This is a genomic window from Arthrobacter sp. TmtSoilC48 (genome assembly GCF_059739425.1).
In genome coordinates this window covers 601494-618000 of the sequence record NZ_AP046049.1, presented here as the reverse complement: position 1 = coordinate 618000, position 16507 = coordinate 601494, and the positions used below count along the sequence as shown (strand labels likewise).

Sequence of the window (16507 nt, the reverse complement as noted above, 5' to 3'; positions counted from 1 at the left end):
GGTTGCAAACCTGTTGGTGATATGTCTAACATGGTGGCGGACGGAGAGTCAAGACCGCTGAGAAGCGCACAACTAGTGGGAGAACGATGCTGTCAGCTGTATGCGTTGGCGAGACGATGGCCATGCTCACCCCAGCCCAAGCTGTTCCCCTGCACCAGGCCACGGAGCTCCACTGCGGGATCGGCGGTGCAGAGTCGAACGTTGCCATGGGATTGGCTGCCATGGGCCTGGACACGCACTGGGTCAGCCGGGTGGGCCACGATGGCTTCGGCACTCGCATTCTGGACGACCTCCGGGCGCACGGGGTGGGGGTCACCGGCGTCGAGGTGGACGAATCCCGGCCAACCGGCCTCTACGTGAAGGTCCCCGCCCAGGAATCAGACCCCGACGGCGGCAGTTCGGTTTTGTACTACCGGCAAGGTTCCGCGGCGTCGGCCATGGGACGCGGCACACTTTCCAATCCCGCCGTTTCCTCACTGCTGGAGAACGCAGCGCTGATCCATCTGAGTGGCATCACCGCTGCCCTGTCCCCCGAGTGCCTGTCTCTCTTGGAAGCCTTGCTGGCCGAACCGCGGAACGGGCGCATCGTCAGCTTCGACGTGAACTGGCGAGCCGCCCTTTGGGCAGGCCAAGACCGGTCCGTCCTGCAGCGCCTGGCGAACCGGGCCGACGTCGTGCTTGTTGGAAAAGACGAAGCCGAGCACGCCTTCGGCACCACCGACGAAGCCGAACTCCGCCGTTTGATGCCGGACCCTCAGGTGCTGGTCATCAAGAACGAGGCGATCAGCGCAATCTCCCTCGACCGGAGTGGCACACGGGAAGAGGTTCCCGCACTGTCCGTCGCCGTCGTCGAGCCTGTGGGCGCCGGCGACTCGTTCGCCGCCGGTTACCTCAGCGGCATGCTGTTTGGGCTCGGCCAGAAAGCGAGCCTGCGCAGGGGGCACGTCGCAGCCGCCTGCACCTTGACTGTTCATGGCGACCGCGGTCCGCTACCCGACGCCGGGGAGCTCGCGGCCATCCTCGATTCTTCGGATGAGGACTGGGCTGCTATCCATGTTGAAGAGGGACATTTCAACACCAAAACCGGAGCGTGACATCTTGAGCCAGAGCCTCATGCGGGCCATCGACCTGCTCGCAGAACTTGCAGCGAAGCCCGCCACCCTTGACGAGCTCTCGTCCAAAGCATCCGTGCACAAGACCACCGTGATGCGGCTCCTGCACGCCATGGAGGAGAAACGGTTTGTTGTGAGGGACGAAGAGCAGCGGTTCATGCTGGGTTCCAAACTGTTCGAACTGTCATCGCTGGCCCTGGAGCAGCGGGACATCCGAAAGGTAGCGCACCCGCACCTGGCCGAACTGAACGGGCGAACCGGGCACACCGTGCACTTGGCCGCATTCGAAGGGAATGAGGTGGTGTACATCGACAAGTTCGAGTCGCACCACCCCGTCCGCATGTACTCACGCATCGGCCTGACTGCATCGCTGCACTCGGCCGCTGTGTCCAAAGTCCTCCTCGCTGACATGCCGCGCAGCCGGCAGGAAAAGATTGCCGCGGGGCTGGACTACGTAAAAGTTACCGAGAACACCCTGACCTCGCCGGAGGCCCTGCTGGCCGAACTCGAGCAGGTCAGGGAACAGGGCTGGGCCCACGACAACGCCGAGCACGAAGCATTCGTGCACTGCATCGCGGCCCCCATCCGCGACGCCAGCGGCGCCGTTGTTGCCGCAGCCTCTTGTTCGGTACCGGTAGTAATGCTCAGCTATGAAGGCTTGCTTGAGCTGCTGCCCGACCTCAAAGCCAGCACCGAGGCCATCTCGAATGACCTCGGCTGGATCAGCCACGAAAGGAACTCAGCATGAGTGAAAAGACCGTAGTACTGACCGAAAACGCCCCCGCCCCGGCGCACGTATTCTCCCAGGGCATCAAGAAGGGCGGCATGTTCCAGGTCTCCGGCCAGGGCCCCATGGACCCCGCCACAAACCAGTACATCGGTGAGGGCGACGTCCGCGTCCAGACCCGTCGCACGCTGGAGAACGTCAAGGCCATCCTCGAAGCCGGCGGGTCCTCCGTTGAAGACGTCCTCATGTTCCGCGTCTACCTCACCACCCGCGATGACTTCGCCGCCATGAACGAGGTTTACGGCGAGTTCATCCGCGAGAACGTCCCCAGCGGTTTGCTGCCGAGCCGCACTACTGTCTTTGTTGACCTCCCCCACGAGGTCATGCTGGTGGAGATCGACGCCCTGGCAGTTACTGCGTAGGCTGCCTGGCTGCGCCACCCACTTTCGTTAGAGCCACAGTTTCGGGCTGGCGACACCTATATCCGGGTGTCGCCAGCCCGTTTCTGTATCCCCCGCGAATTTGCGCGTCGTCACCCTGGGTGGTGGCTATCGGGTGTGTTGCTTCCTGACCCACTTTGACTCCCGGAGCGTGCCGACACGCCGTATTCCCCGGCGTCTCGAGAGGCCCCGGTGTGAAAGAAGGTCAGGAAGCCACACGGCGAACCACCGACGGCGGGACGGCCGGAACCCGCTGGCGCTTGGCATAGATCCTGGCTCGTTGGCTGGATAGAGCCAGGAGCACCAGGATGTCCGTGGCCAAGCCGGACAGGCCTGCCTCAAGCGTGAGATTGGTGGTCCCCGTGGAGGCGTCGATGGCCTGGACCACGATCGAGATGGAGCTGAGTGCCATCGCAATCACGCGGGCGCCGTTGCTGCCCAGGAATATCCGCCAGGCAAGGAACACTTCGCCGAGCCCGAAAACCAGGACGATCATAGCTATGGTGACGATTGCCGCCGTCGTGGTTTGTGGGTCAAGGTTGGCGTCCTCGACGGTGATGTTGCCACCCGAGCCCAGCAAAGTGACGGCCAAAGCAAGTGCAGCAAGGGCCCGGATGACCACGAGGAATGCGCCCGTCATGGTGGGTGCGGGGCGGCGGTCGCGGCTGTCCGTCCGACTGGCTGGCTGGTCGGCGGGGACGGGCACGCGGCGGGCGTCGATGATGGGCAGGTCGCCGTCTGTGGAGATGGAGTCGCCTCCTCCATTGCGCGAGTGGTATCCGGTGGAAAAGTCCTTGATGACGCGCACTGTCACGGCAGGTTCAGCCGCGGACACCGTTCGTACGATGTGGTCCCGCTCCACGTCCGTATTCTGCTCGATCTTGTGCGTGATCTGCAGGGTGAACAGGGAGAAGCCAACGCTGCGGTCGTAAGTGCCGGCGGCGAGCCAATCCACCTTGTGCCCGCCGGGCAGCATCCAGCCCTCGGGGCAGCGCCAAAAGCGGACGTGGTGGCGTTTGCCGGGGTTGCTGTCCACTTCCTGCTGGTAGGCGAAGTCCTGTTGGCGGTCAAAGAGGTAGAGGGGGCTCACGGGGGCCTGGGTGTAGCTCTGCCTCAAAAGCGTAGAGCTCACGATGCGCCGGCTGCTGGCGAAGGTAACGTCGTCCGCGATGGTCCACCCTGCGGCACGCATGATCGCGTGGATCTGCGGCTCGGTGCCCATCAGGGCCACGTTCACCGGGTCACCGAGCAGTCCGTCGCTGGTCCGGGCCCGGCCGATGAAGTAGCCGGGAACGTAAATGGTGGTCAGGATGCGGTGGAGGCGAGGCAGCAGCAGGTAGGCCAGGAAGGCCCAGAACACAAAGGAAAACCACACCTGGCCCCACCCCAGATGAAAGCTCTCCCCCACCAAAAGGAATGCCAGCCACACCGCAGCTGCTCCACCCAGGACGAAGAACGCGTGGTCGAGCCGGCTGTCCGTGACTCCTTTGTTCGGCGCTTTGTACATTCGGAACTCCCCCTGGGTGCACGTGCTCCTTAAGCTTCGCCTCCTGGCCTCCGCGTGTACACAGTCCCGGGCATTAAGGTTCGACGCCGGAACTTGGCCAGATGCCGTCGTCGAACCAAAAAGCATTCCACTTGTGTCATTGACTCACCATTCCACTTGTGTCATTCTTTTCTTAGAAAGCGTGACCGGCATCACGCAATGACCTGTCAATGGAGAGAACAATGAAGCTCGAACACATCCTTCTTGGAGTCCTGCTGGAGCATCCGAGCACGGGCTACGACATCAAGAAGTACCTGGACACCCATGGCCGCTTCCTGCGTTCCAATACGCAGATGAGCCAGGTTTACCGCTCGCTCGGGAGCATGGAGAGCCAAGGTTGGGTGACCCACAGCGTGGACCCCCGTCCCGGCGCGCAGGACGCAAAGACCTACCGCGTCACTGACGAAGGAGCCACCGTGTTCCTTGATTGGCTCACTGGCCCGTACCACCCGGCCAGCCGTTTCCAGGACCCCGAACTCGCTGCACGGTTGTCCTTTGCCGGCTTCATGAGCGCCGAGCAACTCCTCCGGATTCTCGACGTCGAAATCCACACCCGCCAGGACGAAATCGCCAGGTACCGCAACCGTGATCGCAGGGAACAGTGGGCCCCCACGATCGCCTTCGACACCGAGCTCGCCGAATCGGTGGGAGAGCGCCTGCACCTCATGGGTGCGAGTGCCATCGACGCCCACGTTGCCGGACTGATCAGCCTGCGCAAGGAGCTTCTGGATGGGCAGCTCTCGTCCCGTTCGCTCACCGCAGTACCGGCGGAGCTGCAACCATGAAGGCCATCATTCTCATGTTCGACAGCCTCAACAGGCATATGCTCTCCCCTTACGCGGCGGACACGTTCGTGGACGCCCCCAACTTTGCCCGCCTGGCAGCAAAGACGGCGACGTTCGACAACTTCTATGCCGGTTCGATGCCCTGCATGCCGGCACGCCGCGAGATGCACACCGGCCGCCACAATTTCCTGCACCGCAGTTGGGGCCCGCTGGAACCTTTCGACGATTCCATGCCGGAGATGCTGGGAAAAGCAGGAGTGCACACGCATCTCGTATCAGACCACCCACACTATTGGGAGGACGGAGGCGCCACCTATCACCCGCGCTACACCACCTGGGAGTTCTTCCGTGGCCAGGAAGGCGACCCGTGGAAGGGTGTGGTAAATCCTTCCGGCGGAAGCCAGGACTGGCGTGCCGGGATGAAGCGACAGGACCTCATCAACCGCAGTTATATGCCCACCGAGGCAGACCACTCGCAGACCAAAACCGTGGACGCCGGCCTGCACTTCATCGATACGAACCATGAAGCAGACAAGTGGATGCTCCAGATCGAGCTTTTCGATCCGCACGAGCCCTTCTTCACCCACAGCAAATACAAGGCTTTGTACGAGCATGATTACGACGGCCCCGAATTCGACTGGCCGGGATACCAGAAGGTCACCGAACCTCAGGATCAGGTGGAGCACGCCCGCTACGAATATGCCGCTTTGGTCTCGATGTGCGACAAGTCGCTCGGACGGGTCCTGGATGCCATGGACCAGTACAACATGTGGGAAGACACCCTCCTCCTGGTGAACACGGACCACGGCTTCCTGCTGGGCGAACACGGCTGGTGGGCAAAATCCGTTCAACCATGGTTCAACGAACTCGTGCACCTGCCCATGTTCCTGTGGGACCCGCGCACCGGCGGCAAGGACACCCGGCGTGGAGCCCTCGCCCAGACCATCGACATTGCACCCACCATGCTGCGTTTCTTCGGCGTCGAACCTACGGAGGACATGCAGGGCCAGGACCTGGCCGCCGTGCTGCAGGACGACAGCGAAGTACGTGAGGCGGCCCTGTTCGGTATCCACGGTGGCCACGTCAACGTCACTGACGGCCGCTACGTCTACATGCGTGCCGCCGTCGGTCCTTCCAACGCACCACTGGAGGATTACACGCTGATGCCCACCCACATGCGGTCGCGGTTCTCCACAGCCGAACTCGCGCAGTGGGAACCTGCGGAAGCGTTCAGCTTCACCAAGGGACTGCGGACAATGCAAGTCCAGACCACCTCCATGATGAACTCATGGGTCCACGGAACCCTCCTGTTTGACCTTGAAGAAGACCCACACCAAACGAACCCCATCATCGACGACGCGCTGGAACTGCGCCTCCTGAAAACACTGGCCAAACTTATGCACGCCAACGATGCACCGGAAAGCCAGTTCCAGCGGCTCGGAATTCCTTTCGATTCCGAACCCACAGCCCAGCACCTGCTCGCCGCCCGGCAAGCGGACAGGGCGCGGATCGCTTTGGAACCCCTGCCACCGATCGACAGCTTCGCCGACGGCGGAGCTGCCCTGACACTGCCCCTTCTGGAACTGCTCCAGGACGTCCGCGGCCGCGAAGCCGTGGAGAATCACCTCCCCGACCTCATCAGCACTGAACTGGTTAACATCCCCGCCCAGCTCAGCCTCTACCAGCTCGCAGCCGTCATCCCGGTTTCCTCGAGCGCCCTCGGGTCCATTGCCGAGGAACTGGCTGCCGTCCCCACGGCGTAACTCCAAGCCAGTGACACATCCCCAACCCAGCCTGACAATGTAGACAGGACCTACAGCCCATGACCTCCCAACCCAGCCCTGCCCTCGCCACGGAAGCTCCAGCAGAAGGAGCAGCCCAAGCCAGCAAAGTCCCCCACCGCTGGCGAAACCTCGCTGTCCTCACCGGCGTTACGGTCGTGGACAATACGGAAGCCGGCCTCAGCGCCACCCTGTTCCCGACCATTGCGGCGGCCCTGAAACTGCAGAGCAGCCACCTCGGCCTGCTGGCCGCACTCGGCAAGATCATTGCTGTCCCAGCCGGTCCGGCGTGGGCCTGGCTTGCCGGGAAGATCGGCCGACGGAAAGCGCTGATCGCCACCACCCTGGCCGGTGGCGTCTTCGGCATAGCAGCAGGTTTCTCCCAGGACTTCGTTCAACTGTTGATCCTCAACACGCTGATGTCGGCGTCGATCATCGGTGGAAGCCCGATCGCCAACGCCATCATCGCGGACTCCTTCGATGACAGCCAGCGCGGCAAGGCTGCGGGCTACTTCTACGGGTTCATGAGCCTCATCAGTTCCTTCATTGCCCCGCTCATCGCATTGTTCACCGGTATTACTGACGGCTGGCGCTTCGGCATGTGGACCATCGGTGGCATTTGCATCCTTGCCGGCCTGCTGGTGTCACTGCTCCTGAAAGACCCCGGAGTGGGAGCGTCCGAGAAGCAACTCGCAGACCTCAGCGGCCGCGAGCGCCTCACCCCGAAAGTCACTGTCCGCTCGGTGGCCTCCCTGTTCCGGATTCCCAGCTTCTCCATCATGATGCTCTCGCGCCTGCTCTCCGGGCACCTCCTCATCGCGATTTTCGGTATCCAGTTCCTCGTGGTGGAGCGGGGCTTCACCAACGCGGTGGCGGCCATCGTCCTGGTGCCCTTTGGGCTCGGCTACTTCGCCGGGACCGCCGGTGGCGGCTGGCTCGTCGCGCTCCTGGACCGGGTCCTTCCCGACAGGGGCCGGGTTGCCTACCTGCAGGGCGCCCAGGTTCTCTTCGCCGCCGTCGCATTCTTCGCAACCCAATTCGACTACGACAACATCGGCATCTACAGCGCGTTCTGGGCCCTGATCGGCTTCGCCCAAGGAGCCAATCCGCCCGCCAACCGTCCGATCGTCGCGGCCGTCGTCCTCCCGGAACTCCGAGGCCAGGCCTTCGCTATCTTCCTGACCGTTTTCGAGACCATCGGGTGGGCCGTCTTCTCCCTTGGAGCGGGCGCCCTGGCCTCAAGCCTCGGAATCCAGGCCGTGTTCCTCTGGACTCTGGTGATCCTCATGCTGGTCAACGCAGCAGTCCTCACCGCCCTCTACTTCTGCTACCCGCGGGACGTGGAGCGTGTCCGGAATGCGTTGGAGCAGCGTCGGCAGGAAGCACTGCACCAGGGCTGACTTAGGCAACCGTTCGGGCTCGACGTCGGCACTCAGGTGAGTGCCGACGTCGCGGTTTAACTTGTGGCGAGGATTCCGACGCTGAGTTGTTTGTGGTCGATGAGCCACTCCAGGGACTCGCGGACCGCTTGTTCCGGCTCATACCGGGGTGCATAACCCAGCAGGGACTTGGCTTTTTCAATGCTGAAGCAATGGTTGCGTGACAGATGGTTCCAGCTCGTATCCGCGTGCCCAGGTGTGGTGGTCCTGCGGAACTCCTCCCAACTGACTGGCTCGAGGCTGGCTTCCTTCCCGAACCACGACGCAGCGATCCCAACGTATCCGCGAACTGTCAGGGCGGTGGGAGCAACAATGTTGAAGTCCTCCCCGGCCGCCGCTTCACGTCGCTGGATGGCCTTCTCGAAGGCTTGCGCGACGTCGTCGGCGTGCACGTGATGCATCAGCTCCGTGCCACTTCCGGGAACCTTCAAAGGCCTCCCGGCGGAGATCGTCTCCCACACGGATGGGTCCAGGTTTCCAAGTGGCCCGATCGGCTGCCATCCAGGTCCGACGATGTGACCGGGGTGCAACGACGTAGTAGCCAATCCGCCGGAAGCCGTCTCTTCCTTCAACATGCGGGCTATAGCGCGCTTCTGGATGCCGTACTCATCGGTTGGGGCAGCGGCCGAATCCGAGCCCCCCGCGATGGGCAGCTTCATGCTGGCGCCATACCGCCAAATAGAACCGCAATGCAGGAGGTGGCCTACCTCGCCGCGGAGTCGCTTCACCAGCGCGGTGGCGGAGTCGAGCGTAAAGCAGACCAGGTCAATCACGACGTCGGCACCCAGTTCCACGATCCGGTCACCAAAGATGCCGTCCCGGTCCTCCTGCTCCCGGTCCGCTGTGACCTGGCGGGCCTGCTGCCACTCGGGCGTATCGGTGTAGGCGTGCCGGATCCCACGGCTAATGTTGGTCACTGCATGGCCGGCGTTGACGAGCCTGGGCACGAGGAACGAACCAATGTGGCCACTGCCGCCGATGACAACTATTTTCATGGGTAACCTTCGCTTTTTGGGCCTGCTTGGGTTGGAGTTCCAGAGTAGTTCCTCTATACAGGCGCGGCGTGGGCGGCCTCACTTAAGCGGGGACTGCGGAGACATCAAGCGACGATTGGCCAGCAACCTGACGACTCACTTCTCCCAAGCTCGACAAACCCCATGCCCTCGTGACTAGCATGAATACTCCGGGCAAGCCCGGGTACGTGACCTCTTGAACGACCCCCTCGGACGGTCGGCGTTGACGCGGCGACCACGTAAAGGAGAAAGCTGTGCGGGAGCCTGTAGTCAGCGAGAGCCTGTCAGAAACCAACGGGAATCCAGAGGAAACAACGGAGGATCCGCAGGAAACGCAACCCGAGGAAACCGCCACAGAGTCACCCGAGATCACGTTTGACGAACAGTTCTATCCCGCCCGCCCGAAAGCCCTCCGGCCGATCGCCCGACGCCGGCAATTCTTCGCAGCCAGGCCCTCCTTGGAATTCGATGGGCGCAATCCGACATATGTGGACTGGCTTCGCAACCAGTCGATGCTCGGCGATGCCAACACCATGGCCCGGCAACTCTCTGGCCAGGCGAGCATGTGGCAGAACGCCTACGCCCGACCAAACCCGCGGGCGGCAGTGGAGCGTGCACCTGTGTGGTTCACGGCCTACCCTCTCTCCTTCATTACCCGCGAGGGTCAGTCATTTCTGTCCGCGCTGGGAGAGCCGGGCCTCTGGAAGGCGTTCCGGGAGATCGGCATCCGCGGACTCCACACTGGCCCCGTAAAGCTCGCCGGAGGCATCAGCGGTTGGTCCCAGACGCCCAGCGTGGATGGCCATTTTGACCGCATCAGCATGGCGATCGATCCGGCGTTCGGCACGGAGGAAGAATTCCGCCGGATGTGCGAAGTCGCCGCAGATCATGACGGGACGGTCATCGACGACATCGTGCCCGGCCATACAGGCAAAGGCGCCGACTTCCGTCTTGCTGAGATGAACTTCCGGGACTACCCGGGCATCTATCACATGGTGGATATCCCCGAGGAAGACTGGCACCTGCTGCCTGATGTTCCCGAGGGCGAAGATTCTGTGAATATCAGTCCCGATACCGAGCAGGCCCTGCAAAAAGCCGGATACATCATCGGCAGGCTCCAACGCGTGATCTTCTACGAACCCGGGGTCAAGGAGACCAACTGGAGCGCCACCAGGCCGATCGTGGATACCACCGGCAAAACCCGTCGCTGGGTTTATCTCCATTACTTCAAGGCCGGGCAGCCATCCATTAACTGGCTGGACCCTACCTTCGCCGGGATGCGGTTGGTGGTGGGCGATGCGTTGCACTCCCTCCTGGACCTGGGCACCGGTGCCCTGCGGCTGGATGCCAACGGCTTCCTCGGCGTGGAGAAGAGCGCGGAGGAACAGCCGGGCTGGTCGGAAGGCCACCCCCTGTCCGAGGCAGCGAACCAGCTCATTGGCTCTATGATCCGCAAAGTGGGCGGGTTCTCCTTCCAGGAACTCAACCTCACCATTGATGACATCAAGGCGCAGTCCGAGTCGGGCCCGGATCTTTCCTACGACTTCATCACCAGGCCCGCCTACCACTATGCGCTGGTCACCGGTGATACCGAGTTCCTGCGGCTGACCCTTCGGTTGGCCATGGAGATCGGTGTGGACCAGGCCTCGCTGGTGCACGCTCTGCAGAACCACGACGAACTGACCTACGAGTTGCTCCACTTTGCCGCTGGACACAGGGAAGACATCTTCGAGCTTGGCGGCGAAGAACTGACCGGCGCCGAGGTTGCCGAGAAGGTCCAGAGCACCCTGCGGGAACGCCTCACCGGTGAGAACGGGCCCTACAACGCGGTCTTCACGACCAACGGCATCGCCTGCACCACGGTCAGCTTCCTCATGGCGGCGCTGGGAATCAAAGACCCGGACTCGATAACGCAGGAGCAAGAGGCCCAGGTCCTGGATGCCCACGTGCTCCTGTCCATGTACAACGCGCTGCAGCCTGGGGTCTTCGCGCTTTCCGGATGGGACCTCACCGGCATCACCGCGTTGGATCGGGAAACAGTCCGGGAGCTCACCTCGCAAGGCGACACCCGCTGGATTAACCGCGGCGCCCACGACCTCATGGGCACCAGCCCCGACGCCAAGACCTCCCTCGCCGGCATGGCGCGGGCCCGGAGCCTCTACGGTCCGCTGCCTGAACAGCTCAAGGATCCAGCCTCCTACGCCCGGCGCCTCCAGCAGATCCTGAAAGTAAGGGAAGAATCAGGGATCGCAACGAGTACCTTGCTGGACGTGCCCGACGTTTCCAACCGCGGGCTGCTGGTCCTGGTCAACCAACTCGGCAGCGGCGAGCTTGAAGTCACCGTCCTGAACTTCTCCGACCAGGACATCGCAGGCAGCATCCAGTCCTCGCACCTTGTTCCTGGCGCCAGCGTCCACGATCTCTTCAGCGGCGAAAACGTGGGGCAAGTGGATGACCTTGGCAGCTTCTTCCTCGAACTGCGGGCGTTCCAAGGGACGGCTCTCGTTCTGAAGGAAGCCGAGACCGAATAGAAGCCCCGACGTCGGCACTCGCGTAAGTGCCGACGTCGGGGTTAGGTTTCCTCCCGCCTCGCCACTGGAGCCAATCGCTTCACCTTGATAGCTTCGAACCCATGGCCATCAAACTTGAGAATGTCGGTATTGCGGTACGGGACATTGAAGAAACCATCGCCTTTTTCACCGACCTCGGCCTGACAGTGGTTGGCCGTGACACCGTCAGCGGCGAGTGGGCCGATACCGCCGTCGGGCTTGATGGCAACCACGCGAAGATTGCGGTGCTGCAAACCCCCGATGGTCAGGGTCAGCTGGAACTCTTCGAATACATCCACCCTGATGCGATCGAGACGCACCCCACCCGTCCGAACGACATCGGAATGCACCGGGTGGCCTTCTCCGTTGACGATATCGATCAAGCCCTTGAGATAGCGGCGAAGCACGGATGCACTCCGCTACGCGGAGTGGCCACCTATGGAGATATCTACAAGCTCACGTATCTGCGCGGACCCAGCGGAATCCTGGTGATGCTCGCCCAGGAATTGAAGAAGAAGGACTGAGGACCATATTTAGCGGCCCGCATTGATCTGCTTGGCGAACTCGTTGAGAGCGGCTGCTACAGCTTCCGGATGGCTCAAGCTGGCATAGTGACCGCCCGGGATCTCCACCGGTTCGATTCCTAGCCGATCACGTACTTGGTGCCTCATGAATGACGATGGAAAGAACAGGTCGTCACGGCACAAAATCGCCAGGGTAGGCACATCCGGATGCTGGCCGGGCCAAGGCGCGGACATCCACGCACCTTGCTGGTCGCGCTCTTTGCCGGTTGCCTGCTGTGCCAAATCCTCGGGGACCAGGTTGAAGAATGCTTCTTCAGGGATGGACTCCCGATCATGCCCTGTATTGGTCCACCAGTCCCCAAACGTCTCGCCCGGCATCGGAATCATTGCCGAGAGGTACACAAGTCCGTCGGAGTGGAGGGCGTGGCAGGCCAATGGTGCTGTGAAGCCACCCAACGAGTGCCCAACAACGATGGTGTTCTGAGCGTCGCCTACGGCTGCAGTCACTGCCCGCGTGTAGTCCTCAAGCCCTGCGCCCGCATCTTCAATGGGCAAGTCGACAGCGATGACGCCATGCCCCGATGCCTCAAGCAGTGGCCTGACCAGATGCCAGTCCCATGCCGAGGAACCGCCACCGTGGATCAGTACGAAAACGGCCACATTCCCACCCCGCTTTCCAGGGACATCACGCGTGAGCTGTTACCAGCGGATCGGGCTTCTGCGAGCTGACGCCGGAAGCAGTCTCAAGTGGTAGGCCGTTCCGGATCCAGTACTCGATTCCGCCTATCATTTCCTTCACGGAATATCCCAGCTCGGCGAATGCGAGCGCCGCGAAGGTGCTGCCGTTGCAACCCGGACCCCACGAATAGACCACCACTTTTGAGGCCGCCGGGATCAGGTTTGAAGCCAACGCCGGAATCTGCGCGGTCGGAATATGTACCGCACCGGGAATATGCCCGTGGTCCCATGAGGACTGCCTACGCGTATCCACCACAAGCAACGATCCCGGCTCCGACTCAGCCACTTCCATGACGTCGATTTCGCACTGCAACTTGGCGCGAAAAAAGGCGGCGGGATCGAGCGTTAGGCCGGTCGGTGAGGTTGTCACGTATCCTCCGTTGAGAAAAGCGATTCTGCGGACGATCTCCTTCCGCCCCAGAGCAAACACTACGCGAAGCCTGGGCGCGTTCCCATTTCTCGAAGCCATACGCCCAATACCCCCAGGGGGTACTTGATTTGATACCCCGGAGGGGTATACATTCGAAGCATGAGCAATGCAGACCTGAGCTTCAACCACCTGAGCGCGGACCTCCCGACCATCGAAGTCGACCTTGAGCACGCCGCACCACACGGGTACACCAGCAACAAGGACGCCTACCTGCGCCGCCTGAAACGCATCGAGGGGCAGGTCCGCGGTATCGCGCGCATGGTGGAAGAGGACAAATACTGCATCGACATCCTCACGCAGGTGGCTGCTGCAACCAAAGCCCTGCACGCCGTCAGCCTGGGACTCGTTGAAGAGCACATTGGCCACTGCGTGGTTGGCGCCGCCTCCGAGCCCAATCCTGAAGCCCGCGCCGAACAGATCGATGCCAAAGTAAAGGAGGCCACCGATGCCATCGGGCGCCTGCTGCGGTAATTCCGCCAACACACATCACACCATTCAACTCACCACCAAGGAGCGCATCATGAGCCAGACCATCCAGACAAACGTCATCGTTTCCGGCATGACCTGCGGCCACTGTGTTTCAAGCGTGAGCGAGGAACTCGAAGCACTTAACGGCGTGGAGGACGTCTCCGTGGACCTCAACCCCGGCGGGCTATCCACCGTAACCATCACATCCACCAGCCAGCTCTCGCCGTCCGAAATAGGCGAGGCCGTGGCAGAAGCCGGCTACTTGGTGGTAGCCAACGAAGCCTAGGAGTCCTCTTGACTAACCAGGAGACCTTCAATCAGCCCGAAACCCGGGTCATCGAACTGGACATAGAGGGCATGACCTGTGCCTCGTGCGTCAATCGGGTTGAACGAAAGCTCGGCAAGCTCGAAGGCGTCGAAGCCAGCGTCAACCTTCCCCTGGAATCAGCCCACGTCACCGTCCCAGCCACGGTGACAGACCAACAAATCGTGGACACGGTCAACGCCACAGGCTACAAAGCCAAAGTCCGCCAACCCCCGGCCCCCCACACCAGGGACCACCACAATCGTGGCGTCCAGGGTCACCAACCAAGCTCCGTCACCGAGCTCACGAGTGACCTCCCAGATCACAAGGACCACGCAAAAACGTCCACCAACAATGGACACGCGGCGCAGGCCGAACCGCCCCAAGCCACGGAGACTAGAACCGGACACGACCACACTGATGCGTCCGGCGCTATGCGGCAGCATGCGTCCAAGGGAGGAACGACCGAGCATGCAGAGCATGGCGCCGGGGGCGTTACGCAAGGCAACCACGAGCACTCAGAGCATGGTTCCGGCGGTTCCGCGCCAGCAGAGCATGCCGAGCACGCGAATCACACAGATCACATGTCTCACGGCCCGGCAGCGTCAACACTCCGCCCACGCCTGATCACGGCGGCGGTATTGACCGTGCCCGTCTTCGCGATTTCCATGGTTCCTGCCCTGCAGTTCACCAACTGGGGCTGGATTGTGGGTGCATTGGCGCTGCCTGTGGTCAGCTGGGCTGCGTGGCCGTTCCATAGGGCCGCCGCTATCAATGCCCGGCATCTCGCATCCACCATGGACACGCTCGTTTCCATCGGGGTGATCGCGGCCTACCTCTACTCCGCGTGGCAGTTGTTCGCGGATCCCAGGATGACGGAGCACCCGGGCATGGAAAGCATGTCCGGTGGTGGGCTGTATTTCGAAGTCGCCGCCGTTGTCACCACATTTCTGCTGTTGGGACGGTACCTGGAAGCAAATGCGAAGGCCAAGGCCGGCGACGCTTTGAAAGCCCTGCTGAATCTGGGCGCCAAGGATGCCACGATTTTGGTGGACGGCCGGGAACAGAAAATACCTGCTGAAGAACTCCTGGTAGACGATGTCATCGTGGTCCGCCCTGGTGAGAAGATCGCGACCGATGGTGTGGTGATTGACGGCGCGTCCGCCGTCGATGCCTCTCTCGTGACTGGCGAATCTGTTCCGGTCGAGGTCGGTCCAGGGAGCCCTGTCACCGGCGCTACCATCAACACCTCAGGCCGCCTTTTGGTCCGGGCCACGAGGGTGGGTTCTGACACGACCCTCGCCCAGATGGGCCGTTTGGTCAGTCAGGCGCAGACCGGAAAGGCGCCAATCGCGCGGCTCGCGGACAGGATCAGCGCGGTGTTCGTGCCGATCGTGCTGGTGCTTGCGTTGGTGACGTTCGTTCTGTGGCTGTTCTTCTCGGGCGACCTCAACGCGGCGTTCACCGCTGCAGTTGCCGTCCTGGTGATCGCTTGCCCCTGCGCCCTTGGCCTCGCAACTCCCGTCGGGCTGTTGACCGGAACGGGCCGCGGCGCTCAGCTGGGCATTCTCATCAAGGGTCCGCAGGTGCTGGAGGACACCCGGCATGTGGACACCATCCTGCTGGACAAGACCGGCACCGTGACCAGCGGAAGGCTTGCCGTGGACCATACGGTCGCCCTCAATGGCCACTCCCGGGCAGCAGTCCTGACGCTTGCCGGTGCGGTCGAGTCAGCCTCGGAGCACCCCATTGCCCATGCGATTGCGGCAGCAGCCAAGGAAGCAATGCCCGACGCCGGCGCTCTCCCCGGTGTGGATGGCTTCAGTTCCGCTCCTGGCGGCGGAGTCCGCGGAACCGTGGCGTTGGACGGCACTAAAAAAACGGTTGTGGTTGGGCGCTCGGGCTGGCTTGAGAAGAACGGCATCGCCCTCGATGCCAGCCAGCGGGACGAGCTCGCAGCTCAGGAGAATAGCGGCGCAACTGCAATTTGGGTGGCTGTGGACGGTCAAGCTGCCGGAATCGTCAGCCTGAGCGACACCATCAAGCCCGGCTCCGCAGCTGCGATCAAGCGACTGAAGGATCTCGGTATCCGTCCGATGCTCCTGACAGGTGATAACGCCGCTGTCGCCGCCCAAGTAGCTGCCGCCGTCGGGATTTCCCCTGACGACGTGTTCGCTGGGGTCCTGCCGGAAGGCAAAGTCGACGCAGTCCGGAAGCTTCAGGCCTCCGGCGCAACGGTGGCAATGGCAGGCGATGGCGTGAATGACGCCGCTGCCTTGGCCCAGTCGGATCTGGGAATCGCGATGGGGTCCGGCACGGACGTTGCAATCGAAGCGTCTGACCTCACCGTGATGGGCAGCGACCTGGGCCAGCTCGTTCAGGCTATCGAGCTCTCCCGCAAGACGCTCTCCACCATCAAGACCAACCTGTTCTGGGCCTTCTTCTACAACGCGATCGGCATCCCAGTGGCAGCCATCGGACTGCTCAATCCGATGATCGCAGGCGCAGCAATGGCGGCGAGCTCCGTGCTTGTCGTCGCGAACTCCCTGCGGCTCCGCTCATTCGGGAAGTAACCCATCCGCGTAGCAGCACAGGGCGCTCCGAGCTCTCAGAACGTCATGTGCTGCTGCGCAGTTTGAGGACTTGTGCCC

The 16507-nt window shown here is 62.3% G+C and carries 15 protein-coding genes; 11 read left to right on the top strand and 4 right to left on the bottom strand.

Annotated features, from left to right (window positions below):
• Nucleotides 1–86: 86 nt before the first annotated feature.
• The 3 genes from AC6I97_RS02970 to AC6I97_RS02960 are packed head-to-tail and all read left to right on the top strand — an operon-like array spanning nt 87 to nt 2261.
• Nucleotides 87–1094: a sugar kinase gene (locus AC6I97_RS02970; RefSeq protein ID WP_497944011.1), complete on the top strand. Its 1008-nt coding sequence runs from the start codon at nt 87–89 to the stop codon at nt 1092–1094.
• A gap of 4 nt (nt 1095–1098) precedes the next feature.
• On the top strand, nt 1099–1860 hold the full coding sequence (locus tag AC6I97_RS02965) for an IclR family transcriptional regulator (RefSeq protein WP_224165837.1): 762 nt from the start codon (nt 1099–1101) through the stop codon (nt 1858–1860).
• Nucleotides 1857–2261 (top strand): RidA family protein, encoded by a 405-nt coding sequence (locus AC6I97_RS02960; protein ID WP_024818727.1) that lies wholly within the window; start codon nt 1857–1859, stop codon nt 2259–2261. Before AC6I97_RS02965 ends, AC6I97_RS02960 begins: the two co-directional genes overlap by 4 nt.
• A 223-nt stretch (nt 2262–2484) precedes the next feature.
• Here the strand turns inward: AC6I97_RS02960 and AC6I97_RS02955 are convergent, their stop codons facing one another.
• Entirely contained in the window at nt 2485–3786 is a 1302-nt protein-coding gene (locus AC6I97_RS02955) for an LssY C-terminal domain-containing protein (protein WP_224165841.1), read from the bottom strand.
• A 221-nt stretch (nt 3787–4007) separates the two neighbouring features.
• Between AC6I97_RS02955 and AC6I97_RS02950 the strand changes: the two genes are divergently transcribed.
• Genes AC6I97_RS02950 through AC6I97_RS02940 form a run of 3 tightly spaced genes read left to right on the top strand, consistent with a single transcriptional unit; the run spans nt 4008 to nt 7791 of the window.
• Nucleotides 4008–4610, top strand: coding sequence for a PadR family transcriptional regulator (locus AC6I97_RS02950; RefSeq protein WP_224165842.1), 603 nt, complete (start codon nt 4008–4010; stop codon nt 4608–4610).
• Complete coding sequence (locus AC6I97_RS02945) at nt 4607–6373, top strand: sulfatase family protein (protein WP_497944010.1); 1767 nt, start codon at nt 4607–4609, stop codon at nt 6371–6373. The genes AC6I97_RS02950 and AC6I97_RS02945 overlap by 4 nt, the downstream gene beginning before the upstream one ends.
• 59 nt (nt 6374–6432) lie before the next feature.
• On the top strand, nt 6433–7791 hold the full coding sequence (locus tag AC6I97_RS02940) for an MFS transporter (protein WP_497944009.1): 1359 nt from the start codon (nt 6433–6435) through the stop codon (nt 7789–7791).
• Nucleotides 7792–7847: 56 nt separating this feature from the next.
• Here the strand turns inward: AC6I97_RS02940 and AC6I97_RS02935 are convergent, their stop codons facing one another.
• Nucleotides 7848–8825 (bottom strand): NAD-dependent epimerase/dehydratase family protein, encoded by a 978-nt coding sequence (locus tag AC6I97_RS02935; RefSeq protein ID WP_497944008.1) that lies wholly within the window; start codon nt 8823–8825, stop codon nt 7848–7850.
• 272 nt (nt 8826–9097) lie between these two features.
• Between AC6I97_RS02935 and treS the strand changes: the two genes are divergently transcribed.
• Nucleotides 9098–11374: a maltose alpha-D-glucosyltransferase gene (gene treS, locus AC6I97_RS02930; RefSeq protein WP_309928336.1), complete on the top strand. Its 2277-nt coding sequence runs from the start codon at nt 9098–9100 to the stop codon at nt 11372–11374.
• Between the two features lie 101 nt (nt 11375–11475).
• Nucleotides 11476–11916 (top strand): VOC family protein, encoded by a 441-nt coding sequence (locus AC6I97_RS02925; protein WP_224165847.1) that lies wholly within the window; start codon nt 11476–11478, stop codon nt 11914–11916.
• A gap of 9 nt (nt 11917–11925) precedes the next feature.
• Here the strand turns inward: AC6I97_RS02925 and AC6I97_RS02920 are convergent, their stop codons facing one another.
• Entirely contained in the window at nt 11926–12576 is a 651-nt protein-coding gene (locus tag AC6I97_RS02920) for an alpha/beta fold hydrolase (protein ID WP_497944007.1), read from the bottom strand.
• Between the two features lie 25 nt (nt 12577–12601).
• Nucleotides 12602–12946 carry a rhodanese-like domain-containing protein gene (locus AC6I97_RS02915; RefSeq protein ID WP_497946906.1) on the bottom strand — a complete coding sequence of 115 codons (345 nt, stop codon included), beginning with the start codon at nt 12944–12946 and terminating at the stop codon, nt 12602–12604.
• Between the two features lie 237 nt (nt 12947–13183).
• Between AC6I97_RS02915 and AC6I97_RS02910 the strand changes: the two genes are divergently transcribed.
• From AC6I97_RS02910 to AC6I97_RS02900, 3 genes are read left to right on the top strand one after another with little or no spacing between them, the layout of a single operon-like run.
• On the top strand, nt 13184–13555 hold the full coding sequence (locus AC6I97_RS02910) for a metal-sensitive transcriptional regulator (RefSeq protein WP_224165849.1): 372 nt from the start codon (nt 13184–13186) through the stop codon (nt 13553–13555).
• Between the two features lie 49 nt (nt 13556–13604).
• A complete protein-coding gene (locus AC6I97_RS02905; RefSeq protein WP_497944006.1) occupies nt 13605–13838 on the top strand; it encodes a heavy-metal-associated domain-containing protein in 234 nt (77 codons plus the stop codon).
• An 8-nt stretch (nt 13839–13846) separates the two neighbouring features.
• Entirely contained in the window at nt 13847–16429 is a 2583-nt protein-coding gene (locus AC6I97_RS02900; protein WP_497944005.1) for a heavy metal translocating P-type ATPase, read from the top strand.
• Nucleotides 16430–16507: the final 78 nt, after the last annotated feature.